The sequence below is a fragment of the Serratia sp. BNK-4 genome (assembly GCF_048685115.1).
In the GTDB taxonomy this organism is placed as follows: domain Bacteria; phylum Pseudomonadota; class Gammaproteobacteria; order Enterobacterales; family Enterobacteriaceae; genus Serratia; species Serratia bockelmannii.
The window spans coordinates 12407-34834 of sequence record NZ_JBLQTM010000002.1; the positions used below are offsets into that span (position 1 = coordinate 12407).

Annotated in this window: 33 protein-coding genes, 1 tRNA gene and 1 pseudogene; 29 read left to right on the top strand and 6 right to left on the bottom strand. The window is 54.4% G+C overall.

Going from position 1 to position 22428, the window contains the following annotated elements; genetic code table 11:
• Positions 1 to 69: 69 nt before the first annotated feature.
• From ACMGGW_RS24335 to ACMGGW_RS24355, 5 genes are all read right to left on the bottom strand, one after another.
• On the bottom strand, positions 70 to 846 hold the full coding sequence (locus tag ACMGGW_RS24335) for a Rha family transcriptional regulator (RefSeq protein ID WP_420279549.1): 777 nt from the start codon (positions 844 to 846) through the stop codon (positions 70 to 72).
• A 608-nt stretch (positions 847 to 1454) separates the two neighbouring features.
• Positions 1455 to 1697: a hypothetical protein gene (locus tag ACMGGW_RS24340; protein WP_154871496.1), complete on the bottom strand. Its 243-nt coding sequence runs from the start codon at positions 1695 to 1697 to the stop codon at positions 1455 to 1457.
• 42 nt (positions 1698 to 1739) lie between these two features.
• Positions 1740 to 2387 carry a ParA family protein gene (locus ACMGGW_RS24345; protein ID WP_154871497.1) on the bottom strand — a complete coding sequence of 216 codons (648 nt, stop codon included), beginning with the start codon at positions 2385 to 2387 and terminating at the stop codon, positions 1740 to 1742.
• A 151-nt stretch (positions 2388 to 2538) separates the two neighbouring features.
• Positions 2539 to 2925, bottom strand: a complete 387-nt coding sequence (locus ACMGGW_RS24350; RefSeq protein WP_420279550.1) for a hypothetical protein — start codon at positions 2923 to 2925, stop codon at positions 2539 to 2541.
• A 104-nt stretch (positions 2926 to 3029) separates the two neighbouring features.
• Positions 3030 to 3668, bottom strand: coding sequence for a helix-turn-helix domain-containing protein (locus ACMGGW_RS24355; protein ID WP_420279551.1), 639 nt, complete (start codon positions 3666 to 3668; stop codon positions 3030 to 3032).
• Between the two features lie 123 nt (positions 3669 to 3791).
• Here ACMGGW_RS24355 and ACMGGW_RS24360 point away from each other — a divergent pair, with 123 nt between their 5' ends.
• The 16 genes and pseudogenes from ACMGGW_RS24360 to ACMGGW_RS24435 all read left to right on the top strand — a co-directional run bounded on the left by ACMGGW_RS24360 (position 3792) and on the right by ACMGGW_RS24435 (position 10849).
• A complete protein-coding gene (locus ACMGGW_RS24360; protein WP_154871500.1) occupies positions 3792 to 4277 on the top strand; it encodes a hypothetical protein in 486 nt (161 codons plus the stop codon).
• A complete protein-coding gene (locus tag ACMGGW_RS24365) occupies positions 4274 to 4723 on the top strand; it encodes a hypothetical protein (protein WP_420279552.1) in 450 nt (149 codons plus the stop codon). The genes ACMGGW_RS24360 and ACMGGW_RS24365 overlap by 4 nt, the downstream gene beginning before the upstream one ends.
• Positions 4720 to 4950: a hypothetical protein gene (locus tag ACMGGW_RS24370; protein WP_238969668.1), complete on the top strand. Its 231-nt coding sequence runs from the start codon at positions 4720 to 4722 to the stop codon at positions 4948 to 4950. The genes ACMGGW_RS24365 and ACMGGW_RS24370 overlap by 4 nt, the downstream gene beginning before the upstream one ends.
• The gene (locus ACMGGW_RS24375) at positions 4947 to 5351 is read left to right on the top strand and encodes a Ref family recombination enhancement nuclease (protein ID WP_420279553.1); all 405 of its coding nucleotides are present in this window, start codon (positions 4947 to 4949) and stop codon (positions 5349 to 5351) included. Before ACMGGW_RS24370 ends, ACMGGW_RS24375 begins: the two co-directional genes overlap by 4 nt.
• A 2-nt stretch (positions 5352 to 5353) precedes the next feature.
• Complete coding sequence (locus ACMGGW_RS24380) at positions 5354 to 5680, top strand: DUF1064 domain-containing protein (protein WP_420279554.1); 327 nt, start codon at positions 5354 to 5356, stop codon at positions 5678 to 5680.
• Between the two features lie 2 nt (positions 5681 to 5682).
• The gene (locus ACMGGW_RS24385) at positions 5683 to 6090 is read left to right on the top strand and encodes a hypothetical protein (RefSeq protein ID WP_420279555.1); all 408 of its coding nucleotides are present in this window, start codon (positions 5683 to 5685) and stop codon (positions 6088 to 6090) included.
• Positions 6068 to 6247 carry a hypothetical protein gene (locus ACMGGW_RS24390; protein ID WP_420279556.1) on the top strand — a complete coding sequence of 60 codons (180 nt, stop codon included), beginning with the start codon at positions 6068 to 6070 and terminating at the stop codon, positions 6245 to 6247. Before ACMGGW_RS24385 ends, ACMGGW_RS24390 begins: the two co-directional genes overlap by 23 nt.
• 312 nt (positions 6248 to 6559) lie before the next feature.
• Positions 6560 to 6706: pseudogene (locus ACMGGW_RS24395) on the top strand (DUF1391 family protein); the annotation flags it as partial.
• A gap of 282 nt (positions 6707 to 6988) precedes the next feature.
• Positions 6989 to 7115 (top strand) — tRNA-Met (locus ACMGGW_RS24400).
• A gap of 375 nt (positions 7116 to 7490) precedes the next feature.
• A complete protein-coding gene (locus tag ACMGGW_RS24405) occupies positions 7491 to 8072 on the top strand; it encodes a hypothetical protein (protein ID WP_420279557.1) in 582 nt (193 codons plus the stop codon).
• Positions 8069 to 8332, top strand: coding sequence for a hypothetical protein (locus ACMGGW_RS24410; protein WP_420279558.1), 264 nt, complete (start codon positions 8069 to 8071; stop codon positions 8330 to 8332). Before ACMGGW_RS24405 ends, ACMGGW_RS24410 begins: the two co-directional genes overlap by 4 nt.
• Before the next feature lie 319 nt (positions 8333 to 8651).
• The gene (locus ACMGGW_RS24415) at positions 8652 to 9425 is read left to right on the top strand and encodes a helix-turn-helix domain-containing protein (RefSeq protein ID WP_420279559.1); all 774 of its coding nucleotides are present in this window, start codon (positions 8652 to 8654) and stop codon (positions 9423 to 9425) included.
• Positions 9425 to 9727, top strand: a complete 303-nt coding sequence (locus tag ACMGGW_RS24420) for a hypothetical protein (RefSeq protein ID WP_420279560.1) — start codon at positions 9425 to 9427, stop codon at positions 9725 to 9727. The genes ACMGGW_RS24415 and ACMGGW_RS24420 overlap by 1 nt, the downstream gene beginning before the upstream one ends.
• A 153-nt stretch (positions 9728 to 9880) precedes the next feature.
• On the top strand, positions 9881 to 10096 hold the full coding sequence (locus ACMGGW_RS24425; RefSeq protein WP_171884959.1) for a hypothetical protein: 216 nt from the start codon (positions 9881 to 9883) through the stop codon (positions 10094 to 10096).
• Complete coding sequence (locus ACMGGW_RS24430; protein ID WP_420279561.1) at positions 10093 to 10479, top strand: hypothetical protein; 387 nt, start codon at positions 10093 to 10095, stop codon at positions 10477 to 10479. Before ACMGGW_RS24425 ends, ACMGGW_RS24430 begins: the two co-directional genes overlap by 4 nt.
• Positions 10472 to 10849 carry a hypothetical protein gene (locus ACMGGW_RS24435; RefSeq protein WP_420279562.1) on the top strand — a complete coding sequence of 126 codons (378 nt, stop codon included), beginning with the start codon at positions 10472 to 10474 and terminating at the stop codon, positions 10847 to 10849. Before ACMGGW_RS24430 ends, ACMGGW_RS24435 begins: the two co-directional genes overlap by 8 nt.
• 46 nt (positions 10850 to 10895) lie before the next feature.
• Here ACMGGW_RS24435 and ACMGGW_RS24440 read toward each other — a convergent pair whose 3' ends face one another.
• Complete coding sequence (locus ACMGGW_RS24440) at positions 10896 to 11240, bottom strand: helix-turn-helix domain-containing protein (RefSeq protein WP_420279563.1); 345 nt, start codon at positions 11238 to 11240, stop codon at positions 10896 to 10898.
• A gap of 352 nt (positions 11241 to 11592) precedes the next feature.
• Between ACMGGW_RS24440 and ACMGGW_RS24445 the strand changes: the two genes are divergently transcribed.
• From ACMGGW_RS24445 to ACMGGW_RS24505, 13 genes are all read left to right on the top strand, one after another.
• The gene (locus tag ACMGGW_RS24445) at positions 11593 to 11949 is read left to right on the top strand and encodes a phage holin family protein (RefSeq protein ID WP_154871516.1); all 357 of its coding nucleotides are present in this window, start codon (positions 11593 to 11595) and stop codon (positions 11947 to 11949) included.
• On the top strand, positions 11939 to 12334 hold the full coding sequence (locus ACMGGW_RS24450) for a M15 family metallopeptidase (RefSeq protein WP_154871517.1): 396 nt from the start codon (positions 11939 to 11941) through the stop codon (positions 12332 to 12334). Before ACMGGW_RS24445 ends, ACMGGW_RS24450 begins: the two co-directional genes overlap by 11 nt.
• The gene (locus ACMGGW_RS24455; protein ID WP_420279564.1) at positions 12331 to 12900 is read left to right on the top strand and encodes a hypothetical protein; all 570 of its coding nucleotides are present in this window, start codon (positions 12331 to 12333) and stop codon (positions 12898 to 12900) included. Before ACMGGW_RS24450 ends, ACMGGW_RS24455 begins: the two co-directional genes overlap by 4 nt.
• Positions 12901 to 13389: 489 nt before the next feature.
• Complete coding sequence (locus tag ACMGGW_RS24460; RefSeq protein ID WP_075686245.1) at positions 13390 to 13884, top strand: DUF1441 family protein; 495 nt, start codon at positions 13390 to 13392, stop codon at positions 13882 to 13884.
• Positions 13884 to 16010 (top strand): phage terminase large subunit family protein, encoded by a 2127-nt coding sequence (locus ACMGGW_RS24465; RefSeq protein ID WP_420279565.1) that lies wholly within the window; start codon positions 13884 to 13886, stop codon positions 16008 to 16010. Before ACMGGW_RS24460 ends, ACMGGW_RS24465 begins: the two co-directional genes overlap by 1 nt.
• Entirely contained in the window at positions 16007 to 16222 is a 216-nt protein-coding gene (locus ACMGGW_RS24470) for a hypothetical protein (protein ID WP_075686225.1), read from the top strand. Before ACMGGW_RS24465 ends, ACMGGW_RS24470 begins: the two co-directional genes overlap by 4 nt.
• A 7-nt stretch (positions 16223 to 16229) precedes the next feature.
• A complete protein-coding gene (locus ACMGGW_RS24475; protein ID WP_380692124.1) occupies positions 16230 to 17753 on the top strand; it encodes a phage portal protein in 1524 nt (507 codons plus the stop codon).
• The gene (locus tag ACMGGW_RS24480) at positions 17695 to 19773 is read left to right on the top strand and encodes a ClpP-like prohead protease/major capsid protein fusion protein (protein WP_420279566.1); all 2079 of its coding nucleotides are present in this window, start codon (positions 17695 to 17697) and stop codon (positions 19771 to 19773) included. Before ACMGGW_RS24475 ends, ACMGGW_RS24480 begins: the two co-directional genes overlap by 59 nt.
• Before the next feature lie 78 nt (positions 19774 to 19851).
• The gene (locus ACMGGW_RS24485) at positions 19852 to 20208 is read left to right on the top strand and encodes a DUF2190 family protein (protein WP_420279567.1); all 357 of its coding nucleotides are present in this window, start codon (positions 19852 to 19854) and stop codon (positions 20206 to 20208) included.
• Complete coding sequence (locus ACMGGW_RS24490) at positions 20209 to 20568, top strand: head-tail joining protein (protein WP_085337282.1); 360 nt, start codon at positions 20209 to 20211, stop codon at positions 20566 to 20568.
• On the top strand, positions 20568 to 21224 hold the full coding sequence (locus tag ACMGGW_RS24495; RefSeq protein ID WP_085337283.1) for a hypothetical protein: 657 nt from the start codon (positions 20568 to 20570) through the stop codon (positions 21222 to 21224). Before ACMGGW_RS24490 ends, ACMGGW_RS24495 begins: the two co-directional genes overlap by 1 nt.
• Before the next feature lie 7 nt (positions 21225 to 21231).
• Positions 21232 to 21786: a hypothetical protein gene (locus tag ACMGGW_RS24500; protein ID WP_197813971.1), complete on the top strand. Its 555-nt coding sequence runs from the start codon at positions 21232 to 21234 to the stop codon at positions 21784 to 21786.
• A complete protein-coding gene (locus tag ACMGGW_RS24505; RefSeq protein WP_420279568.1) occupies positions 21779 to 22399 on the top strand; it encodes a phage baseplate assembly protein V in 621 nt (206 codons plus the stop codon). Before ACMGGW_RS24500 ends, ACMGGW_RS24505 begins: the two co-directional genes overlap by 8 nt.
• The last annotated feature ends 29 nt before the right edge of the window (positions 22400 to 22428 follow it).

The following is a 22428-nucleotide window of genomic DNA, read 5'->3' on the forward strand; positions in this document are numbered from 1 at the left end:
CGGCCGGCTGGTGTGACGCGTCACATTTTAACGCTGTGACGTGTCACAGGTTGAAAGGTTACAATGTCACTACTTGGCGCCGGCGGCTAACCGGGCTATGCCTACTTGGAGCATTGCCGCCAGGATATCGGAGCTTACAACACGCTCCACAACGGCTTTCATGCATTCTGGATCGGTTGGCATGATGTGAACGGCGCCGGCGGGGAGTATTTTAAATTGCGGCTCGAGCCTGGCGCTAAATGTCAGCTCGGCCTTGATGCCATAGAGCAGGTCCGCCAGGAGGCCCGAGGCGGCTTTGTCGCGGTCGATGGGCACCCAATCAGCCATGCTTATCCCATGCTCTTCCGCGAACGCCTGACAGCCCGCCAGGACGTCACACACATAATCGCGGGCCTCGTTCCGATATGCCGGCGCCGCCTTAAATTGGTCGTGTTCCTGGGCGCTTTTGGCGGCGATCTCCTGCAGCTGCTTTTGCTTCACCTGGTCGGCTTGTTTCTGCTGCCTGGCCAGCTCCTCGGCCATCATGTTAAAGGCGTTGATGTAGGCGATTTTAATGGCCATCGCTTTCTTGCCGGTGAAGCCCATCACCAGGAGCATAAAGCCGTCTTTTGTTGTATTAACGTATATATCTTTTTTGTTGTTTGCTAACTTGTTGATTTTATAGCTAAACGCAAAATTGCGTTTAGTGAAGTCTTCAGGTGCATCTAGTGTTTTTATTCTGCGCAGTACATCACTGTGCGTCTTACCGAATGCCTCAGCTATTGCGTATGAAGTGGTGATTAGATTGCCGTTCTGGCTTGATATGAAGTGTTCGGGGGTGGTCAAAAGGGGGCTTTGATCTGTCATGATGAGTATCCTGTAAGCGTTTGGAAATCACCGCCAGAAGGTCTCAATCTTTAACTGGTGGTGAGCTGTGTGGGGTTGAGACTACCGGGCTTACAGGAAACCGGCCATCCTTACGGATGCCCCACACAGCCCACCATTGAGGTGCAGCCATGCTTAGCGCATAAAAAAACCGCTAACGCGGTATATGCGCCTGTAAGAATTCCGGGGTCTCAATCCCGATCGCAGATTTTGCTGCGATGTGGGAAAGATACCGCCTGGCCACTCTGCGCGCAAGTAGAAACATCGGCGCATTTTTGCGCCGATAATAATTAATCCAAAAATGGATTGATGGTTATGAGCTGAAAAGTTAGCTGATGTTTTAACCGCCCCGAAAGTGGCGGTTAAAATTAATTTAAGCTGATTTACCCAGGCAACGGATCAGCATATCGCGCAACCATGCCGGCCGATTGGCCAGGAGCGAGCACAGGGCGCCCGCGTGAAGGGATGGGAGGTCTGTTAGACGTGTTTTCAAAAGTTGGTTATATTGTTGCTCAGACATAAAAGCTATCTCCGTAGTTTATGTGTCAGTAACGGCCGGGCCGCAATCCCGGCCGTTACACCTTCTAGCCTCAGCCGTGTCTTTGCTTGTACTCAGCAAAAGACCGTTCTAAAAGCTCCTTCATGCTCAGGTTATTCATTGTGGCGAACGTTTTATAGTCAGTGAAAAACTCAGGGTCAACGTTGAAATTCATTGCCTTGCCGCCTTTTAACTCCCTGCCCGCTTTGGCTGTGGTTTCTACGCCTGTTGCGGTCTGGCCGAGTGTTGGCGCAATGCCCTTCCCTTTCTTTGCTGGTCTTGATGGGCCTGCCATAATGTGCTCCTTAAATATTTATATCGTTAATTATTTAAATCTTTAATTCGTTAATTTTTCAAGGCGATCGATGATGCCCTGGACGACGTGATCGGCTCGTTCACGCGGGGCAACATAGGCGCATTCAATGATGCTGCGGCCGAGGTCCTGCGTTTTGCTCAAAGCCGGCTTTTGGGGAATGTAGCCGTCAATCATGAAATACGGGGTTTGGCCAATGTATGCCTTGGCGTCTTCATAGTCCTGCGCGTTCTCGGCTACGGCACTGAATGCGATAGCCAACTTTTTGATAGGGACGCCGGCTTGTACCAGGCTATTAGCCGTATGCACTGTGGACTCCAGGTCATCGAGGCTGAAACGCGTCGGGATAACCATTAGGTCTACCATGTGGGCGATCTCTATAGTGGATTTTGACGCGAACGCGGCGCAGTCCAGCACAACCATATCCCACGATCCGGATTCGATTTTCTTTTTCACCAGGGACGGCGCCCCGAATGATTGGACGTCAAAAACCGGCTCGATGTTGTTCGCAATGCGCCGGCGCATCCAGTTAGCCATTGTTGCTTGGCCAATATCGAGATCGGCGCCGAGTACGGTCCAATCAGATTTTGCATAAGAGACACCCAAGGCGCGGGCCAGGGTGGATTTTGATACGCCGCCTTTACCGGAGGCGAGGGCTACTGAAAGTGTCATTGTCGAGGCTCCGTAAATATATCTTTAATTAAATATTTAAAGATTAAGCGTATTGGAGCTTATCGCAATGCCTGGGAGGTGTAAAGAGGGATGTAAATATTTATTTAAATAAAGAAATAAAGATTGCGGGCGCGACTATGCCCGCGTATGTTTAGAATGAGGTGATCTCACTCCTAACTAACTGAATCTCAAAAATTTGGTTTTGTATGAGGGTTAACAGCGCCTCAGCCAAGTCTCCGCTTTTGTCCCCTTCTGCCTGGATCCGCTCGGTCATTGCTACAGCACCGATATTGTGTGAGCCAATGCGGATCAGCTCGGCGGAGAAGCGGTTATCTTTCTCACATATAATTCGAAACCTATCAATTTCCCTTACTTGTTGTAATAATAGGGATAATACAGCTTCGAATAGTTCCCCTTGGTTCCTTCCCTCTCGATCAAGCACGTTGAGGAGAATAGATTCTACAGCCATGCTTTTTGACAAAATATCGTTAGTATTCATGGTGTAATCTGCATAAGAAGTATTGCTGTAATCTTGCATAATGGCCTCTTTGAGCGCTATCGATCGCTTCGAAGTGTGGTCTTGGTCTCGTTTTGTGGTTTTTGAGGGTAAAAAAATGCACGACGTAACGCCGTGCCGAGGTATTACCGCCAGCTACCCACAAAGACGACCCGTCCAAAAACCGAAATGCTGTCATCCTCACCTGAGATATATTTAGGTGGAAAATGGACATCTTTCGTAGCGTAGATAGTAAACCCGGATTTACCTATTTCTTGGCGTGCGCTCCGAATAATAATGTTGTCGCGATCATCTTTGAACGCATAAATGTCTGTTGCTGTAACTTCTTTGACGGATGTGTCTATAAGCACATCGGCGCCTTTTGGCACCTCTTCTAGGAAGTTATCTGAAGACTGAATCAGTGCCAGTTTTGCAGGTGATAATCCCTTTTGGGCTAGCATGGAGCTATTGAACGCCAGCGGGTCATCTCTCGTTGTCTGTTTGCCGGCAAGAAACGGATCAGCAGTGGAGAACGCCAGGGCTTCATCGTCGCCCTCATAGTCAGAAAGCCCGGCCAGGTAAGCCGCTGAGGTCCTATAGACGCTGGCGAGCTTTCGAATCACACCTAATGGCGCTTGACGGATCCCCGCTTCATAGTTCTGTAGTGTACTGCGTGGTATGCCGGTCTCGTTTTGCACGTCTACCACGCTCTTCCCGGCGTGATTTCTCTTTTGCTGCAGGCGCAAGCCGATCACTTGTGTAGTTTGTTCGTCTCTAGTTTTCATCACGTACCCTTACCCAAATTGCAGTTAGGTTACTACAAATTGTAGTTTTGCATAATTTTTTTGCTTGTCGAAACCTCAAATTGTGGTTATTTTTAAATTAAGTGTGGTTTTTGAGGGTGTGCTGTGACTCTTTTAGAGTGGGTGAAACAGCAAGGCGGGATTAAAAAGTGCTCAGAAAAACACGGGTTTACCCCGTCGGCTCTTGGCGCCTGGTCCCGTTTAGAGCGATTCCCCAGCCCTGATAACCAGGCGCGGATTATTCAGGCTTCTGATGGTTTAGTGGCGATCAACCAAATGCGCGAATTGTTTTTAACGAAAAAAAATAGCTCCGAATCCTCACCGCGCCGGCGCCGCCTGCAGGGGTCGCTAATGGTTCGCAATCTGGCGCGCCTGAAGCAGGTTTTTGATGAGCTGCAGCTGCCGGCGCATCGATGCAATTTGAACGGCCCCGGGATCGTTGCTCGGTGGGCGACAACTAATGTAACCGTGCAAGAGGTGCGAAATGCCGTCTCTGTGTTGGAGGAGGTCGGCAAGGACGCGGGGAGCGTTGAAGAGATTCATGCGGCTATCCGCGATGCCCGCCGGGACTCACTGAGGGGCTTATCATGATGCTTATGGCGTTTGTGGGAGGCCAGCATAGCGCACAAGTAGTTATGGTGCGGCAGCTGGCCAAAGACCTGAAAGGTTGTTACCGCGTCGAGCACATCGACAACACCGGCGATTCGCTTGATTCTGGCGAGAAATTTACCCGTCTCCGCCGTCTGATATTGAACCGTAAGGCGAACCGCAAAGCCCGGGACCTGGTGATCGTCGTCACAGGGATAAACGAGCAATGCGAGTTGGATTTGCTTCGCCGACACCAGGCGACGATCTGCATACCGCACGCGCCGCTACATAGCCTTTTTGATGACAACCCGATCACACCTGCCGATCTCTTTGTCTGCTGCCGCCCTGGCTCGCTGGAGTCTGAGCAGAAACGCCGGCAATACATTACCCCCGAAGAAGCGTTTTCGGCCTGCTACAGCCGCGCGCGCGGTTTCCGGGGTGCGGTATGAGCTACGTCATAGGCGCGGCGCGCTACTGCGCAAATCCAAAATTTTGGCGCTTTCTGGCTGTGGAAACCAATACGCCAGTAAACGACAAAGAAGCCGCCGCGCAGCAGCTGCGCACATTGTGCGGCATCAAGTCCCGCAGTGAGCTGAACAGCAACCCATACGCCCGCACGGCTTACGCTGGCCTGATCACTCGATTTAACGATTTTTTGCGGAGAGAGCGCCAATGAACGGCCGCACACCAACAAAAAAGGAAAGGCTGTATATCACGGCTGTAATTCAATCCGTTGGCTGTATTGCCTGCATCCTGGACGGCCGCGAAATTGAAAACCCGGGCGCGTGGACTGAGTTTCATCATGATCCTGATTTTGGGAGTACCGATCCCGATTGTCACTTTCGGGGCTATGGCGCTTGCGCTGCGCATCATAGAGGCGTAATCCCCGTCGGTGCTCGCCTGCCTGCCGGTTTTGCCGTTCGTCACCCTGTAGGCAAGCCAGCGGTGAAATTTTCCGAGAAATACGGCACAGACGCCTATCTGTGTGCGTTGACGTGGGAACGTCTGCCGCAGAGCGTGAAAGACGAGATAGGTTTCGATCTCAGCCTGGGCGAAATGCCGGTAGAGGCCAATTAACAATGCTGAATTACAAGACATTGCGCCAAACACCAGGGAAATACGGGAATAAAAAAACGGTTGTCGATGGCTTCACGTTCGACAGCAAAAAAGAAGCGGCTTATTACGGCCAGCTCAAACTACGGCAGCGCGCCGGCGATGTTGTGATGTTCCTCCGTCAGGTGCCGTTTCATCTGCCTGGCGGTGTGAAGTACGTTGCGGATTTTGTGGTTTTTGGCGCTGACGGTGTTGTTGAGGTTATCGACGTGAAGGGCGTCCGTACTGCTGAGTATCGAATCAAGAAAAAGCTGGTGGAGCAACACTACCCGATCACCATTATCGAGGTTTAGCTATGCGCCCTCATGAGCTGGACGCCCTTCTGGAGCAGTGGGCCAGATGGATCCGCGCCGATGGTTATGGCGGCTCTGGTTTCGGGTCAATGTTGGAAATGATGATGATCACCGGCTGCATGTTTTCCGGCGGTGGCCGTGGCCAAGCGCTGTGGACTGTAGAGGCAGACGTAGAGGCCGCTGTGATGGCGCTGGCTGCAGCTGATAGAAATGCGGCAACGGTAATCCGAATTGAATACGGGGCGTGGGATCTGGGGGGCCTCGACAAAAAAGCCAGACAGATAGACAAAGCCCACGCCCTTTTTATGTCGCTGAGCACCTACAAACGGCGCTTAGCAAAGGGCCGCGGATTTATCGCGGCCTGGTTGAGCAAACAACGGGGGAATGATGGAAAAGCGCCGCATTGCTGATGATAGAACGGCGATCGAGGAAGCGATCGACATTCTGACAAAACTAACGGATGGCCATTCGCTGCGAATGGTTCACGGAGTCTCTACGCGGCAAATTGTGGCCGCGCGTGACGAGCTGGCGAAGGTGCTGGCCGGGCTGGGTAATTATGCGCACTGATCGCCAGGCAGCGCGCGCGGCGGGGGACGTTAAATTTATCGGCCGCGTATGTACGAAATGCGGGGGCAATGTTCGCTATGTCCGTAGCGGTTTCTGCGTACCGTGCCAGGCGCGCAACAACAAAGCGATTAAAGAGGTCAGGGACGCGCCGGACTCGTTCGCGCATCGGGTCTTTGTCATCGGCACACCTCCCGGAATAACGAAATAAAGAATTAAATAAATCTTTAAAAATAGCTTGATGGTTAGGACTAAAAGTCCTAATATGTTTTCACCGGCCGGGCATACCGCCAGGGCCAAACCGGAGATAACCCGATGAAAAAAACCACTTACGACCTGGGCAACAATGAAAGCGTTAGCGTTGGTGTTTTCCCTAACGGTGACGGCACTTTCACAGCGATGACCCGCACAAAGAGCAAGCCATTCAAAACCGAAAAAGGCGCCAATAACTGGTTAAAGCGTCAGCTGTCCGGCAAGCCTGCAGTTAACAAATTCCGTCTGCAATACCGCGTGTGCGGCGTGTGGGTGAACGGTAACACGTTCCCGACCAAACAGGCCGCTGATGCCTGGGGCGCCCGTGAATGCCGCAACATGACGCGCTATGACGGCTATCAAGTTGTTCCGTTGAGGTAAAGGCTCCAGACGCGCCCGCTATGCCGGCGGGCGCACAACATGAAAGGACATTCCCGCCGCGCTGGTGGATGGCAGGACGGGGGCGTCGCTGACCTGGAGTGTCCTTTCAGTTGTGACGTAGCTCAATTGGTTAGAGCGCCCCTTGTGTGGGGAGTTGAGCGCTACCCAAGGATCATAACCCAGGGTATCTCATGCGGTCCGGCCGGACGTTATGCGGGTTCAAGTCCCGCCGTCACAACTTCACAACGGGAAGAGCACTGCACCGGATATGTGGCATGGCACCTGAGTAACTTCCCCTGGCGGCGAGGTAGTGAGGTCGCAAAGGCAACGTTACGGGCAGAGCGGCGCAAGGTGGTCAAAGGCAGTGCTCTTCCCGTTGTGATGTGTGCAAGCGCACTGCAGCGCCGGCCGACGCAAAGACCCGTGAATCGGCTGAGCCGCAGCAACTGGCGGCCAATACCAAAACAGAGCGGCGGGAAGTAAGCAGGGGTAGCGCCCTGGTGTCGCAACACTGATTGCTGTGTGTAGTCTTTGGCCCCGCTAGCCGGGGCGTTTTTTTAGGCATCGCAGCGTTAAATCTTTATTTAAATAAATCTTTAAGGACGTCTCGACAATGTGCCGAAAGAGTGAAATCACAGCTGCAGAGCTGGACGCGTGCCCATATTGCGCCGGCGCCCCGGCGGAGGTTATCCGCTACGAAACCACGCAAAAGCCGCTAACACGCGGTGACGCGCTAATTCCGGGCTGGTATGAAGCCTTTGTGTTTTGCCATGAGTGCGGCGCCCAAAGTGGCGAGGTATCAGCTGAGATAAACGACGCTGATGATCTGGCATTGCTGATCGCCGCCGCCCGGGCTGAGTGGAATTTGCGCGACAAGCGCAATCAGGACCTTTACGCCGCAGCGTTATCCGATGGCCGCATAGTGGCCCCAGCTGGCGCCGATGGATGGATCCCCGTTTCTGAGCAGTTGCCGCCGTATGGCGTACCCGTAGACGTGGTGTGTATGGGGAACGTCCAGCACATAGCGCACAAGCTGACGCAGGACCGCGAGGCTTTCAGCTGGGAGCTTTGCTCTGAAGACCATGATGAGCTGGTGGAGCTGGACGCTATTTCACATTGGCGCTTCCGCCCTGAATTCCCAACTGCAGGAGCGCCGGTACTGGCTCGGCTACTCGCTAAGGCTGGTGGCCAATGAAATCTAATCACGCCGCGCGCCGCCAGCTGGGCATGTCTTATAAATTCAGCCGCCGCAAGCCTAACTCCTGGGTGTTTCTCTATTGGCCAACGCCAATTGCTCAGAAATTTTTGCTCCCTGATTGGGTTCGAGAGTTGGGGGTTACAGCGGTGAAGTATGAGCCGGCACAGTTTCGCGGCTTCACGGTCGACGCATACGGATATTACCCGGCATCGGCATTTTATCCGGCCCATACGGCCAACGGGAGGGCAAAGGAATGATCCATAGCATTGACGTAAAAACGCGGTACGCCAGCGGGGCATACATCGCAAGACACGCCGGCAAACAGGCAACTAATACGGCCAGCGCTGAAGGAGCTGTGCGCCGCCTGGCCGGTAAGGTTTTCGGCACCTGGCAGCACATCACTGTGACGCGCATCGATGGCACTGGCGACTATATGGCCGGTGTTTATCGGGTTACACCTGACGAGGCCCAAAAATGCCGCGTGTGCGGCTGTTCCTATTCGCGCGGCTGTGCTGGTGGCTGTCATTGGGTGGCGGCTGATTTGTGCAGCTGCTGCGCGCCAGGGGAGGGCTAACAGTGAGCGTAAAACTTTCAGAGGTGATCAGCTTGCTGGAGGATCGGGGGCCGTCGTCGTTGGACACGCTGGCGCACGTCCTGGACGAGAGCGAAACCACGTTACGCGCGCTGTTAACTGGGGCTTATCGCCGGGGAACGCTTGGATTTGATAACGGGCTGTATTCAGTCCTAAGCGCAGCAGAGCAAGAGGCCGTTAGGTTAACCATGTCTCCGCCGGCCGTGCCGGCATCCAAACCAACTCCGGCGGCAAAACCAACGGCGCCGGCTAAGCCAAAAGTGACGTCGGCCCAGCTGCGTGAACTGTTGGCGCAACGAGGGAAAATGACCGCTGCGGAGCTGGCCTCTGCAGCTGGGATAAGTTCGGGGCATATTGGGCCGCTATTGGCTCATGACCGCCGCGCCTGCCGCGTGCGGCTGATCACGCTGGATAGAGTGAATTACTACAAGCTGGAAGAAAAGCGCGATAGCGTGCCGCCTGCCGCGCCTGCCGCGCCTGCCGCGCCTGCCGCGCCTGCCGCGCCTGCCGTAACGGATGATAGCCCGCCGGCGCCGCCGGTAGTTCCTGCAGCTGGTGGCTCAGGCACAAATGATGTGACGCAGGCCCGCGCGCCGGCAATGGCAAACATGGAAACGATCACGGTTCCGACTGTGGAGTTTATGACGTCAGAGATTCACCGCCTGATCGGCGAACTGCGCCACGCAAAAGAGTTGCGCGCGGCGCTGATAAACCTGAACCGTTTAACAAAAGGCGAGCTGGTGGAGGATGTGAACTGATGGCCAAGCCAATCAATTTTGAAGGGGCCGAGCTACGGTTTTGCGGTGGCCTAACCTGTGATGATGTTTACATTCGCCGCAGTTGGGCGGTAAAGCTGGCGGACGGGACACGCTATCAGCGCGCCACGTTCGCGAAGCTCGACGAGCCAGGCCTGGAAATGTGGGAAAAGTGGTGCGAACCCGGCCCGGACGCTTGCCAGTCGCCACACTGGCGCAAGGCATCAAAAGCGGACCGTATGCAGCTGCAACAATGGCTGCGCGCCCATCCTGATTATCTGCCTGATGGTGGCCCCTGCGGCTAACTGGATCGAGGGGCGCATGACAATTTCAAAAGTGATTGCCTGTTTTTTGCTTTCCCTGCTGGTGAAAAGTTGTATAGGGCTGGAAACCCCGAACCCAGCGGCGTTAGCTAAGCCTATCGTGTTCACTGTTGCGACATATGGAGCAATTCAATCATGAATGAGGAAAGACGAGTGATGAACATATTTATCGGTGTTATTCGCACCTTAATTTTTGTAGCGGCGGTGCTTGTTGTCTCTGACATTAAAGTCACAGGGTCTGGGCCTTTTGGTTACTTCATCGCTGGTGTATTACTCAGCCTCTACGGTTGGGGGATTCTGAAGGCGCTGGACTACATAAAGGGCTATCGTGAGGGAGCCGCGAAGCAATGAAAATAACCGAACAAGGGAACACCTTTACCTGTGATTGTGGGTTTAGCTGGCAGCGTGGTTTAAGTGGTTCACATGACTGCGCGCAGGGGCTGCGCAGCCAAATTGAAGACCTGAAGGCAACAGCTCCAGGCCTGGGCAAACTCCCGCCTTTGACGGCTGAATTAGCGGATATCCTCGGACGCCCTAATTTCCAATGCTTTCACCTGGCGGCGGCGCTTCGAGCTGGTGGCCATGACATCCCGAGAAAGGCAGAAGCCGAACAGGCCGCTGTGATTTACTTCATGCTGGGGCATTACCTGGAACACGGTGAGAAGTGGAGCGAGAAGGCCGAGGAGGAGCTACAGCGGCTTGTAGCAACGGGGAAACTTCGCGCCGATGGCTGACACCAGGGAGCGGGCTGCAGCGCGCCAGCGTGAGAAGCGCCGGCGCGACCGGGAAGCCCGGGAAAAACTGAAAGCCGGCGGCCAGCGCGTTATAAAGCTGGTGGTCACAGAGGCGCAGTATGAAGCGTACCGGCGAAACGCGGCTTTACGTCGGCCAGGAAAGGCGGCGTATACCGTGGAGGAATACGCTGAATTATTGTTCGTTCAAGATGACCGGTCATTAAAATTGAAGCTGGCGGAGCTGGCGAAAAAGAGTTGTCCGACGTGTGGCGAGGTGATGCCTGGGCCTGCTGGTGGGTGTTGGCGAAATGGTGAAGCGGTATGCGCTCAAACGTTGATATGGAAAGAGCTGGTGCTTAAAACCTTGTGACGCGTCACGGCAAATTAATGTGACGTGTCACAGCGGGGGATAATCATTATTTCATTTTCAAGTCGTTGCTAACTGTTTTCTGAGATACGCCTAAGCGGTCGGCAATTTGTTGCTGGCTCAAACCCGTGCTCCGCAGGCGTTGCGTTTCTTGCCGGCGCTGTTCCAAAGACATTGGATCGCAAGTTGAAACAGTGCGCTCTGTGAAGCCTGGTCCCTCATAGGTGGTAACGCGGACGTGTTGGCCAGTTCTTCCACTGATGCCGGATACCGTGACTTGGCCCGATTTACTGGATGCTTTCCAATCGGTCAATTGTAAATCCTGTACCAAATTGCCAATAACTGGAGCAGTAGAGGGCACGGAAGGAGGTATAACTTTTGGTTTTTTTGCCATTTTATTCAATCTCTTTTTAAGTAGGTATAAATTTTACTAGTAATGCAGGCATTAAAGTATGCTGCCCTATTAAGACCGTCAACTTTCTTTTCCTCTTCATAAATCGATAGCTGTATTTATGCGCAATCTGTTCGAAAAAAAGAGTTTAACCACAAAATGAGTTGGCATAACTTCAAAATGAATTGACAGATTTGAGCCTTTGCTATACCTTTTTTCATAACGTGATGTTTTTGCGTTCTCGGTACAGACATACCTCAGCCCCCAAAAGCCCTAGCCTGACCCGCCGGGGCTTTTTCTTTGCTGGCTGCGCTTATGCGTGGCCTTTTCTCTTTCTGATACCCGGAGCCGGGCAATGAATAACCAACACCTGCCGCCGGGATTCCTGGAGGCGACTTTGCTGTGGATGAAAACTAATGCCCCCGTGCTTTATGGATCGTTCGCTGCGTTTGGCATGGCTACCTTACTGACGCTGCGCGATGGCAAGTCATGGATGGATGCTGTTTATGCTGGCGCCATTTGCCTGCTGATCTCGATGGGCGTCATCAATTCCCTGGAGCTATTTGGAATGAGCCAGGACAACGCATTACTGATTGGCGTTGTGATTGGTGGGATAGGTGTAGAGCGTTGCCTGGCCATTTTGCGCGCCTTTTCCAGCATGAAAACGCATGTACCAATGGAAGAGAAGGATAAACCGAAAAATGACCGCTAATTACCTCTTCAGCCAACGCAGCGAGAAAAACCTCGTTGGTGTTAACCCCGAGCTGGTGGCCGTTGTACGCCGCGCCCTTGAGCTATCACCGGTTGATTTTTCCGTTATTGAAGGCCTGCGCACCAAGGCAAGGCAACAGCAATTGTTTAACGCCGGCGCTAGCAAGACCATGAACAGCCGGCACCTGTCTGGTAATGCGGTGGATTTGCTACCGGTTGGCGCCGATTGGAACAACTATAAGTGTTGGCTTCCGGTGCTGGTGGCGATGCGCCAGGCTGGCCAAGAGCTGGGCGTAAAGCTGCGATTTGGTATCACCTGGACGGATAATCCAGAAGGCCCGCCGGCGAAGTTCCTGGACGCTCCACACGTTGAGATCCCCGCATGATTGCCGGCGCGTTGCTCAAAAACTGGCGCTTAGGCGTGGGGGCGGCGCTTGTCGCTGCCCTGGCTATTTGTCTGTGGTCTGTCTCGTACTACTCAGAACGAGCGGAGAGGGCCGAGGGGCGCGCGCGGCAGCTGCAGGCCGATAACTCTCTGCAGGGGGAAACTATCGCAACACAGGCGCTTCAGTTTAACCGGATGAACCAAATCGCCGGCGCCGTGGCCGGGTATCAAATGGCCGTCGGCCTAAAGTCAGAAGAGGCTCAGAATGAAATCCGCACGATTGTTAAGCGTGACCCGGCTGGCCGGCAGTGTGTTGATCCTGTTGTCGCTCACCGCGTGCTCGACTACGCGAACCGTCTACGTTCCGGCGCAGTGCCAGGCCTTGCCTCCGGCGCTACTGCAACAGATTCCGCCGCCGCTGCCGCCGGCTGCCGATTGACATACGGCCAGGCTGTTTACTGGCTTGAGCCGCTACTGGTCACGGTGGACAAGCTGAATAGGCAACTTCAGGGGTTACAGGAAGCCGACGCTCTGCGGACGATAAAACAATCAACTAAGGCTTCATAATGCACAGACCAATGACGCATGAAGTAGTTAGCGAGAAAGGCATCACGGGGAGAGCGCGCGGCCGGCGTCAGTTGGTGACAGGTAAACCTGTGCTGCAGGTGGAGGTTGTGCTGGAAAAGAAAACCATTACAGCGGGCGCACAGGTTACAGCGCGCAGGTACGAAACAGCCTGGCGAGACGCAACTCTATCAGAAGCATTTCAGATAGAGCATGGTGTCGGATTCATAGAAAAGCCTGCTGATATCGAAACCCCATTCGTTAAACCGCCGCCACCTCCTGCGCCACCTCTTGGAAATTGACTCAAACAATGAGAATGAATCTCATTTTTATGGGTCCCTTCCGCGATTTTGAACACCGAGGGGGCTGAGACACGCGGGGATCGACTAGTTTTTCGCATTTTATTGACATCATCATCATGTGTTCACTTGATTGTTTTTACTTGAAATAAATTTTTCAAGATGTCGAATCGTATAAAAAGTGTTCACCATCATGGATAAAGAATTGGAGAACGTCAGGCTGAACCTGAATCAGCTGGCGGCAATTACGGGATCACATCGGCAAACCATCGCGGCACGACTGAAAAACGTCGAGCCAGCCCCTGGCAGTAATGCCAAATTGAAGCTCTACACGTTGCCGGATGTGCTAGCTGAACTGGTGAAATCTGCGCCTGTGGCTGATGTTGATGAAATGCAGCCGATGGACAGGAAAGCCTGGTTTCAGTCAGAGCGGGAACGCCTCAAATTTGAGCAGGAGATCGGCGAGCTGATCCCCGCAGCTGATGTGACCCGTGAATTTTCAAATATGGCTAAAGCTATGGTCCAGGTACTGGAAACCTTGCCGGATATTCTGGAGCGTGACTGTGCTTTGGCTCCATCCGCAGTTTCTCGGGTGCAGTCCATTATCGATGACCTGCGCGATCAGATAGCGCTGAAGGTTATGAACGCTGATACAGAGATTGAGGAGGAAATGCCCGAGGAGGAGTAATGGTCGCACAGGCATCAGCCGCAGAAACCCGGCGAAATATGGCCGGTATTATTCAGGCTCCGCGCCGCATACCGGTTGCTGAAGCTGTTGAAAAGTTTATGCATGTGCCTATGGGCGCGGGCAACTCTGTTAAGTGGGACCCGAGCGTGGCGCCGTATGTGATTGAGCCGATGAACTGCCTGGCTTCGCGTGAATACGATGCAGTTATCTTTGTTGGTCCCGCCCGAACGGGTAAAACAATCGGCCTGATAGATGGCTGGGTTGTCTACAACATCGTTTGTGATCCTGCCGATATGTTGGTGGTTCAGATCTCAGAGGAAAAGGCGCGGGAGCACTCCAAAAAACGCTTATCGCGGACGTTTCGTGTTAGCCCTGAAGTTGCCAAGCGGTTAAGCCCACGCCGTAACGATAATAACGTTCACGACCGGACCTTTCTGGCGGGTAACTATCTCAAGCTGGGATGGCCCTCAGTCAATATCATGTCATCCTCCGATTACAAGTGCGTAGCGCTGACTGACTACGACCGTATGCCGGAAGATATTGATGGCGAGGGCGATGGGTTTTTACTGGCCTCAAAACGAACGACAACGTTTATGAGTGCGGGCATGACCTTGGTAGAAAGTTCCCCAGGGCGAGATATCAGAGATTCGAAATGGCGCCGGCGATCAGAGCATGAGGCGCCGCCAACTACCGGTATTCTTTCTCTATTTAATCGTGGCGATCGCCGTAAATGGTATTGGCCTTGTCCGCATTGCGGAGAGTATTTTCAGCCGATTTTGGAAGTTATGGCCGGCTATCGTGAGGTATCCGACCCGGTTAAAGCCAGTGAGGCCGCTTACATGAGTTGTCCTCACTGCAATCAGACGATCACCGCCGAGCATAAGCGCGCGCTGAATCAAAAGGGCGTTTGGTTGCGTGAAGGGGAGAGTATCGACTCAGCAGGCAATCGGGGCGGTGAGCCTCGCCGTTCACGCATAGCGTCGTTTTGGATGGAAGGTCCAGCGGCGGCTTACCAGACATGGGCGCAGCTCGTTTACAAACTGCTGACCGCTGAGCAGGATTATGAGGCAACCGGCGCAGAGGAAGCGCTCAAGACGGTAATAAATACCGACTGGGGGCGCCCTTATTTGCCGCGTTCGGCATCGGAACAACGTCGCAGTGAGGAACTGCTGGCGCGTGTCGAGGATTACGGTAAACGCCTGGTGCCGCCAAAGGTCCGGTTTTTATTGGCTGCCGTGGATGTGCAAGGCGGCAAAAACCGCCGCTTTGTGGTTCAAATCATGGGATATGGCGAGAACGGGGAGCGCTGGCTGGTTGACCGCTACAACATCAAGCAGTCTATGCGGTGCGATGCTGAAACCGGTGAGGCGTTGCCGATTCATCCTGGTGCTTACCCGGAGGATTGGCAGTTGCTGATCAGCGATGTGCTCGATAAAACCTATCGGCTGCAGGAGCAACCGGATAAGCGAATGCCCATATTGGCAATGGCGGTAGACACGGGCGGTGAAGACGGTGTTACCGACAATGCCTATAAGTTTTGGCGCCAGTGTCGCCGTGATGGGGTGCATAAACGTGTGTACCTCATCAAAGGGGACAGTAACCGCCGCCAAAAAACCATCACGAAAACTCACCCGGACAATACCGATCGCAGTGATCGCCGTGCCTCTGCGCGCGGTGATGTGCCGGTGTATTTGCTGCAAACCGACGCGCTGAAAGATCAACTAAGCAGCTCGCTGAGCCGTGAGGCTCCGGGCGCTGGGTATATTCATTTCCCTAATTGGCTCGGTGAATGGTTTTTTGACGAGCTGACGTATGAAGAACGCGGCGCAGATGGCAAATGGCGAAAGCCGGGCAAGGGCAATAATGAGGCTTTTGACCTGTTTTGTTATGCCCACGCCGTGGCCATGCTCCGGCGTTATGAGCGTATTAAGTGGGACCAGCCGCCGGCCTGGGCTGAGCCTCAAGATACAAACCCCAATATTTTTAACGAAGATTCGCATCGGGAGGTTGTGGTGGCGAAACGAAAACCCAAAGTTGAGGCGAAACCTGCCGCACCCCAACAGGCGGCCGGTGGCAGCTGGCTGAGTGGTTCGGGTTCCGGGACGGGGGGAGGTGGTTGGCTATGACCCGGCAAGAAATTCAGGCTCAGCTTGAACTGGTTCGAAAATATTACAACGACTCATTGGACGGAAAAGCCGTGTCGTTCACTGGAGTCAATGGCCGAGCGATTACCAATCATGATCCGGCCGCCATGCGAGCAGAGTTGGAATATTGGGAGCGGCGTCTGCGTAAGGCAAGCAATCGCGGCAGTGGGTATAAACTCGTTAATTTCTTGTAGGTAATACATGGGGATATTCGAAAAAACACTCGGTGCGCTGGCGCCTGGGTGGGCTTTGTCACGCGCGCGAAGCCGATACCAGTTAAAAGCCTATGAAGCGACGAATTCATCCCGATTGCACAAGGCGAAGCGAGAGGGGCGGGCAGCAGATACGGCTGTGTTTGCTTCCGGCGTGTCGTTGCGAGAACAAGCTCGGTGGTTGGATGAAAACCACGACATTGTGATCGGCATCCTCGACAAGCTGGAAGAGCGGGTGATCGGCTCTAATGGGATCCAGGTGGAGCCTCAACCCCTGCGCCATGATGGCACGCTGCATGAAGAGTGTGCGGAGATCCTGGCTAAGCATTGGTCGGAGTGGTCTGTAAGGCCCGAGGTGACGGGAATGTTCACCCGGGCCGAAATGGAGCGGCTGATCTTGCGCTCGGCGCTGCGTGATGGAGAGGTGTTTACTCAGCTGGTGCGAGGCCCTGTGTCTGGGTTAAGTCATGCGACCAGCGTACCGCTTTCCCTGGAGTGTCTTGAAGCCGATTTTGTGCCGATGAACCTGAACAGCCTCAATAGTGGGAATGTTGTGCAGGGGATCGAGGTGAATGGCTGGGGGCGGCCGGTAGCGTTCAACGTTTACAAGGCTCACCCGGCCAGCTCTCTCCGAATGTCTACCGCAACCAAACGTGTGCCGGCAGAGAACATGCTGCACCTGGCCATGCGCAAGCGTCTCCATCAGCTGCGTGGCGTCAGTCTGTTGCATGGCGTCATTACGCGGCTGTCAGACATTAAGGACTATGAGGAGTCCGAGCGCGTTGCCGCTCGTATTGCGGCCTCGCTGGGGTTTTATATCAAGCGTGGCGATGCGAGTCAGGGAGAGGATGGGGAATATTCTGAGCCAGGGACACATCGCCATTTCGATATCGCGCCTGGGGTGATTTATGACGACCTGCGCCCCGGTGAAGATCTGGGCATGGTGGAGTCAAATCGCCCCAATGTGCATTTGTATGAGTTCCGTAACGGTCAGTTACGCGCGGTTGCCGGCGGGACTCGAGGGAGCTATTCGAGTATTGCCCGGGACTACAACGGCAGTTATTCCAGCCAGCGTCAGGAACTGGTTGAAGGGTTTGAGGGGTATTACGTCCTGCAAAACTGGTTTGTAGGCCAACAAAGCCGGCCGATTTATCGGGCGTGGGTCGATATGCTGCGCCTGTCCAAAATTAAACTTCCCGATGATGTTGATATGTCCACGCTCTATAACGCGCTCTACCTGGGGCCGGTGATGCCGTGGATCGATCCGGAGAAGGAGGCCAAAGCCTGGAAAGCGATTGTTAGGGGTGGGGCTGGAACAGAGGCCGAATGGATCCGCGCGCGGGGTGAGTCCCCTCAAGAGATTAAGCGCCAGCGCGTGCGGGAAATTGAGTTTAACCGCAAAAATGGGCTGGTGCTGGATTCTGACGCCGCCAATGACTCAGGAGCTAAAGCGAATGAAGAAGACACAACCCCCGCAGTGGATGGCGCCAAAGGCAAGCCTGAGCGGGATTGATGCTGTAAATAATGAAAGTTGGTATGAAATCCGGGCTGCAGCTGGGCGCCCTGGCCGCGTAGAAATTTATCTTTACGAAGAGATCGGCCGGTGGGGGATCTCTGCGCAGTCATTTATCAATGATTGCCGTGATGCCGGGGTGTTTGAGGCGACAAACATCGAGCTGCATATTCATAGCCCAGGCGGGGATGTTATGCATGGGTTCGCCATTTACAACACGATGCAGCGGCTGACAGGGACCGTCGATATTTATATCGATGGGCTGGCGGCGAGCATGGCGTCGGTGATTGCGTGTCTGCCTAATGCCACGGTGCATATGCCTTCCAACGCCTGGATGATGATCCATAAACCGTGGGGAGGTATGGCGGGGGACTCGGATGAAATGCGGGACTATGCCGACTTCCTGGATCGCAATGAAAACATGATGCTGACCGCGTACATGTCCAAAACGGGTCTCTCCCGCGATGAAATCGCCGCATTGCTGAAAGCTGAAACCTGGATGGATGGTGCGGAGGCGGTGGCCAAAGGCTTCGCCGACGTGCTTGAAGAACCACTCGATGCAGCTGCATCGCTTAATCAAAATAAACTGAAGGATTACCAAAATATGCCACAAGAAGCCAATTCTCTCTTTGGGGCGCGCGCTCAGGCGACAACGCAGGCGGCGCAAAACAATGCGACACAGGCCACAACCCAAGCCACGACTCAAGTGACGACTCAAGCGGCGACGCAGATCGACGTCAACGCGTTGGCTGTGCAGCTGCAGCAAACCCTGCAGGCCAACAATACCGCGCGTGTTACGGCGGTGAAAGCTGTGTTTGAGGGGTTCCCTCATTTGGCGGCCCTGTGCTCTGAATGCGTTAACGACATGAGTTGTGATGCGGGTACGGCAAAAGATCGCCTTCTGGCGAAGCTGGCGGAAGGGACTACGCCGAGCGGTGGCGCCAGCGCTCACATTTATGCCGGCAATGGTAACTTGGTCGGCGATGGTGTTCGCGCGTCGGTGATGAGCCGTGCCGGCCATGCGCAGGCAGAAAAAGACAACCCTTACCAGGGAATGACGTTGCGCGAGCTGGCGCGGGCATCTTTAGCCGATCGCGGTATCGGGGTTTCCGGTATGTCTGGCCAAACTATGGTTGGCCTGGCCTTCACGCATTCCAGTTCGGATTTTGGCAACATCCTGATGGATGTGGCGCACAAGTCGGCGCTGTTGGGCTGGGAAGAGGCAAACGAAAGTTTCGATCGCTGGACGCGTAAAGGCACGCTGACCGACTTCAAAACGGCTCATCGTGTGGGCCTGGGGGCGCTCGACAAGCTGCGCGAGGTTCGCCCGGGGGCTGAATACAAATATGTCACAGTCGGCGATAAAGGGGAGCCTATCGCGTTGGCCACCTACGGCGAATTGTTCAGTATCGATCGCCAGACCATTATCAACGATGACATGGATATGTTAACCCGCATCCCGCAGATGATGGGCGGCGCCGCCCGTTATACCGTCGGCGATCTGGTGTGGGCGGTGCTGACCACTAACCCGGCCATGAGCGACAAAAAAGCGCTGTTCAGTGCCGAACACAAAAACCTGGTCAATCAGCCGCTGACGATCGACGGCCTGGATAAAGCGCGTCAGGCGATGCTGCTGCAGACTAACGGCAAGCGCCAGCTCAATATCCGCCCTGCCTTCATGCTGACGCCGATAGCGCTGGAATCCAAAGCGAATCAGCTGATTAAATCGGTCAGTGTGCCGGGTGCCGACGCAAACAGCGGTATCAGCAACCCAATTCAAAACTTTGTCGAAGTGATCGGGGAGGCGCGTCTTGATAATAATAGCGCTGATGCCTGGTATCTGACGGCCGCGCAGGGTAAGGACACGATCGAGGTGGCATATCTTGATGGCATCGATACGGTTTATCTGGAGCAACAACAGGGATTCACTATCGACGGGGCCGCTTTCAAGGTACGCATCGATGCCGGTGTCGCGCCGCTCGACTATCGCGGCCTGGTGAAGTCTACCGGCAAAGCCTGATAAACCGCCTGATACGGCGGTTTTTTTATATCTGCGGGTGGCTACGGCTACCCGTTTTCATATCTGGAGAGAATCAATATGGCAACGAATTTACAGCAAGACGGCACAACATTGGATTGGCACAACACCACAGCCGAAGCCGTCCTTTCGGGGCAACCTGTCGCGGTGGGGGGCTTGGTCGGCGTTGCACATAACGACATTCCCGCCGGTTTGTGGGGTGTGTTGCATATGGTGGGGGTCTTTGTTCTGCCGAAACTGGCCGATGAGACCTGGAACGCCGGCGATAAGCTGTATTTGGATGCTACCGGCGCGCTGACGGCTAAAGCTGATGATGGCGGCGCCAAGGCGAAGGCCGTCGCCTCTCCGCTGGCCGGTAGCGCCTGGAGTGATGGCGAAGCAGGGCAAGAATCGGCCCCGGTGCGTTTGGGGTTCTAAATGTCCCGTTTTTCTGAACGACTAAGGCGAGCCGATCAGCGTGTTGATCGTGCATTTGCGGAGGACGTGCAGGCGGTTTTAGTGATCGGGGCGGAACATCGCCCCGTTACGGTCATTTTTGAGGAGCCGGATGCTCTGGTCACTATCCCTGGCGGTGGTGAAATCGATGACCGATCGCCAGCAATCAGCGCGTATACCCGGGATATTCTCGGCCTGAAAAACCGTTGCCAGGTGCTTATTGATAGCGTGAGTTATTGGGTGACGCACATCGGGGCGAATGAAGAAGGCCGAACGCGGGTTCGCCTTGCCAGAGGGGAGCCTGGGCGACAACAGCCAGCGATCGATAAATGGAGTAAATAATGGCCCGAGAAAGCAGGTTAAGGCGTGATCTGCCGTTTGATATCGATCTGCAGGTGCTACAGCGAATAGCCGTTTCCGCCGGCGCGAACCATAAGCAGTATTTGCGCGCCTACTCCCGGGCATTAAACCGTACTGCCGTGACGTTGCGAAAGCGTGTCGTTGCCGATATGAAGGCCGGCATAGCGCCGCGCAACCAATCCATGATCCGCCGGCGTCTCCTGTCGTTTCGCCTAACCCGTGGCTCCCAGCTGGACGAGGGTAAATTGTGGTTTGGTCTGAATGCTATCAAGGTGAAGGACTTGAAAGGCCGGGTAAAAGGTCGGATCCGGCCTCATCATGACCGTCGGGACCCGAGAACGGGGCGATTTATCGCAGCCAGGCGCCGGGCCGCCGCTGAAGTTGGGTTTGAGCCTAAAGGGGCCTTGCTGGCTGCAAAAAACTTCCCTGATGGTGAAGTGGGCCGAACGCGCGCCGGCCGTCGGACAGTATTGATCCGCGACCCTCAGACCCGCCGCGCAAAAGAGGCCGAGGTAGATATCTATGCTCCGATGCTGGATTACATCGAAGACAACGCATTTTCGGACGTGGCGCGGATTTTCTTCCATCACTTTGAAACGGATTTAAAAGGCCGCGTGAAGGCGCGGATCAACGTGTGAGGGTTTTATGCCAACACCGATTTTAATGGCGAGTTATCACGACGCGATATTGTCCGCACTGCGCGAAATTGAGTGGATAGCCAATGCAGATGATTACCCGGAAGTAGTGACGCAGCTGGAAACGCCGGCGGTGTATTTGTCGATCGCCGGCTGGGAAAATGCCCCCGGTTCGGATGGCCAACTGCGCGTTGAGTTTGAGCATGATCTCTTTGTTGTCGTTGACCGTGCCGGCACAAACGAAATCACAAAGCCCCAGGTTTACATCCGAACGGCGGCCGCGGACTTGAGCCAATGGATCCAGGGGAGAACGTTTGGGCTTGAGGGCTTGGAGCCGGCGGAGTTTGTCAGAGCTGGCCCGGATGAATTTGATATCGCAATGGAAGATTATATCGTCTGGCGTGTCACGTTCAGCCAGGTGGCTGCGATGGGCGAAGATCCGTTTGAATCGAAAGCCGGGCCATTGAAAAAGGTCTTTCTGGGCAAGGCGCCAAACATCGGCCGCGCGCACGTTGACGATTATCGCCTTATTTACGAGAAAAAAGAGGGCGCCGGCGATGAGTGATGACGTGTTATCAGACCTGCAGCGCCGGGTTGCCAACATGGTCCGCCGAGGGGTTATTCATTCGGTAAAGCACGGTCCTCAGCCATTCTGCCGCGTGGAGATTGGCGAGAATATTACAACCTGGCTTCCGTTATGTCAGGGATTCGCCGGCGCCCATCGCAGTGACTCAAACCCCTGTGCAGTGGGCGATCCTGTTACGGTACTTTCAGAAAGCGGGGAGCTGAATAACGGCCGCGTTTTCCCTGGCTGGAATACGGGCGCCATGCCGGCGCCAGAAGGCAGCGACGCGGAACACATCACCCGATTCAGCGACGGCGCCGAGTTTCGTTACAACCGCGAAACGCACGCGTTTACGTTGACACTCCCCGAAAACGGCACCTATGAAATCATCGGTAAAGGGACGTTGCGCGGTCCGGTAGAAATAACGGACACGCTGACGGTGAAAGGCAAAACGGAACTGCAGGCAGACACTGCCGTTACCGGCGACCTGTCCGCCACGGGGGATATTTCCGACGGCAAAAGCACGCTGGCGCGGGTCAGAGAAATTTTCAATATTCACACCCATCGCGATCCCCACGGTGGGGACACCGATAAACCGAACAACGAAATGTAACCCGCTCCGGCGGGTTTTTTTATGGGGGC

Bases quoted from the DNA above. Each gene is read 5' to 3' on its own strand.
- ACMGGW_RS24475 (WP_380692124.1), top strand. From the start codon at position 16,230: ATGGGGATATTCGAAAAAACACTCGGTGCGCTGGCGCCTGGGTGGGCT.
- ACMGGW_RS24410 (WP_420279558.1), top strand. From the start codon at position 8,069: ATGAAATCTAATCACGCCGCGCGCCGCCAGCTGGGCATGTCTTATAAA.
- ACMGGW_RS24505 (WP_420279568.1), top strand. From the start codon at position 21,779: ATGAGTGATGACGTGTTATCAGACCTGCAGCGCCGGGTTGCCAACATG.
- ACMGGW_RS24340 (WP_154871496.1), bottom strand. From the start codon at position 1,697: ATGGCAGGCCCATCAAGACCAGCAAAGAAAGGGAAGGGCATTGCGCCA.
- ACMGGW_RS24335 (WP_420279549.1), bottom strand. From the start codon at position 846: ATGACAGATCAAAGCCCCCTTTTGACCACCCCCGAACACTTCATATCA.
- ACMGGW_RS24460 (WP_075686245.1), top strand. From the start codon at position 13,390: ATGGATAAAGAATTGGAGAACGTCAGGCTGAACCTGAATCAGCTGGCG.
- ACMGGW_RS24430 (WP_420279561.1), top strand. From the start codon at position 10,093: ATGAAAATAACCGAACAAGGGAACACCTTTACCTGTGATTGTGGGTTT.
- ACMGGW_RS24485 (WP_420279567.1), top strand. From the start codon at position 19,852: ATGGCAACGAATTTACAGCAAGACGGCACAACATTGGATTGGCACAAC.
- ACMGGW_RS24365 (WP_420279552.1), top strand. From the start codon at position 4,274: ATGATGCTTATGGCGTTTGTGGGAGGCCAGCATAGCGCACAAGTAGTT.
- ACMGGW_RS24380 (WP_420279554.1), top strand. From the start codon at position 5,354: ATGCTGAATTACAAGACATTGCGCCAAACACCAGGGAAATACGGGAAT.
- ACMGGW_RS24355 (WP_420279551.1), bottom strand. From the start codon at position 3,668: ATGAAAACTAGAGACGAACAAACTACACAAGTGATCGGCTTGCGCCTG.
- ACMGGW_RS24440 (WP_420279563.1), bottom strand. From the start codon at position 11,240: ATGGCAAAAAAACCAAAAGTTATACCTCCTTCCGTGCCCTCTACTGCT.
- ACMGGW_RS24490 (WP_085337282.1), top strand. From the start codon at position 20,209: ATGTCCCGTTTTTCTGAACGACTAAGGCGAGCCGATCAGCGTGTTGAT.
- ACMGGW_RS24375 (WP_420279553.1), top strand. From the start codon at position 4,947: ATGAACGGCCGCACACCAACAAAAAAGGAAAGGCTGTATATCACGGCT.
- ACMGGW_RS24435 (WP_420279562.1), top strand. From the start codon at position 10,472: ATGGCTGACACCAGGGAGCGGGCTGCAGCGCGCCAGCGTGAGAAGCGC.
- ACMGGW_RS24350 (WP_420279550.1), bottom strand. From the start codon at position 2,925: ATGCAAGATTACAGCAATACTTCTTATGCAGATTACACCATGAATACT.
- ACMGGW_RS24480 (WP_420279566.1), top strand. From the start codon at position 17,695: ATGAAGAAGACACAACCCCCGCAGTGGATGGCGCCAAAGGCAAGCCTG.
- ACMGGW_RS24500 (WP_197813971.1), top strand. From the start codon at position 21,232: ATGCCAACACCGATTTTAATGGCGAGTTATCACGACGCGATATTGTCC.
- ACMGGW_RS24405 (WP_420279557.1), top strand. From the start codon at position 7,491: ATGTGCCGAAAGAGTGAAATCACAGCTGCAGAGCTGGACGCGTGCCCA.
- ACMGGW_RS24385 (WP_420279555.1), top strand. From the start codon at position 5,683: ATGCGCCCTCATGAGCTGGACGCCCTTCTGGAGCAGTGGGCCAGATGG.
- ACMGGW_RS24370 (WP_238969668.1), top strand. From the start codon at position 4,720: ATGAGCTACGTCATAGGCGCGGCGCGCTACTGCGCAAATCCAAAATTT.
- ACMGGW_RS24455 (WP_420279564.1), top strand. From the start codon at position 12,331: ATGATTGCCGGCGCGTTGCTCAAAAACTGGCGCTTAGGCGTGGGGGCG.
- ACMGGW_RS24445 (WP_154871516.1), top strand. From the start codon at position 11,593: ATGAATAACCAACACCTGCCGCCGGGATTCCTGGAGGCGACTTTGCTG.
- ACMGGW_RS24495 (WP_085337283.1), top strand. From the start codon at position 20,568: ATGGCCCGAGAAAGCAGGTTAAGGCGTGATCTGCCGTTTGATATCGAT.
- ACMGGW_RS24390 (WP_420279556.1), top strand. From the start codon at position 6,068: ATGGAAAAGCGCCGCATTGCTGATGATAGAACGGCGATCGAGGAAGCG.
- ACMGGW_RS24345 (WP_154871497.1), bottom strand. From the start codon at position 2,387: ATGACACTTTCAGTAGCCCTCGCCTCCGGTAAAGGCGGCGTATCAAAA.
- ACMGGW_RS24425 (WP_171884959.1), top strand. From the start codon at position 9,881: ATGAATGAGGAAAGACGAGTGATGAACATATTTATCGGTGTTATTCGC.
- ACMGGW_RS24465 (WP_420279565.1), top strand. From the start codon at position 13,884: ATGGTCGCACAGGCATCAGCCGCAGAAACCCGGCGAAATATGGCCGGT.
- ACMGGW_RS24420 (WP_420279560.1), top strand. From the start codon at position 9,425: ATGGCCAAGCCAATCAATTTTGAAGGGGCCGAGCTACGGTTTTGCGGT.
- ACMGGW_RS24470 (WP_075686225.1), top strand. From the start codon at position 16,007: ATGACCCGGCAAGAAATTCAGGCTCAGCTTGAACTGGTTCGAAAATAT.
- ACMGGW_RS24450 (WP_154871517.1), top strand. From the start codon at position 11,939: ATGACCGCTAATTACCTCTTCAGCCAACGCAGCGAGAAAAACCTCGTT.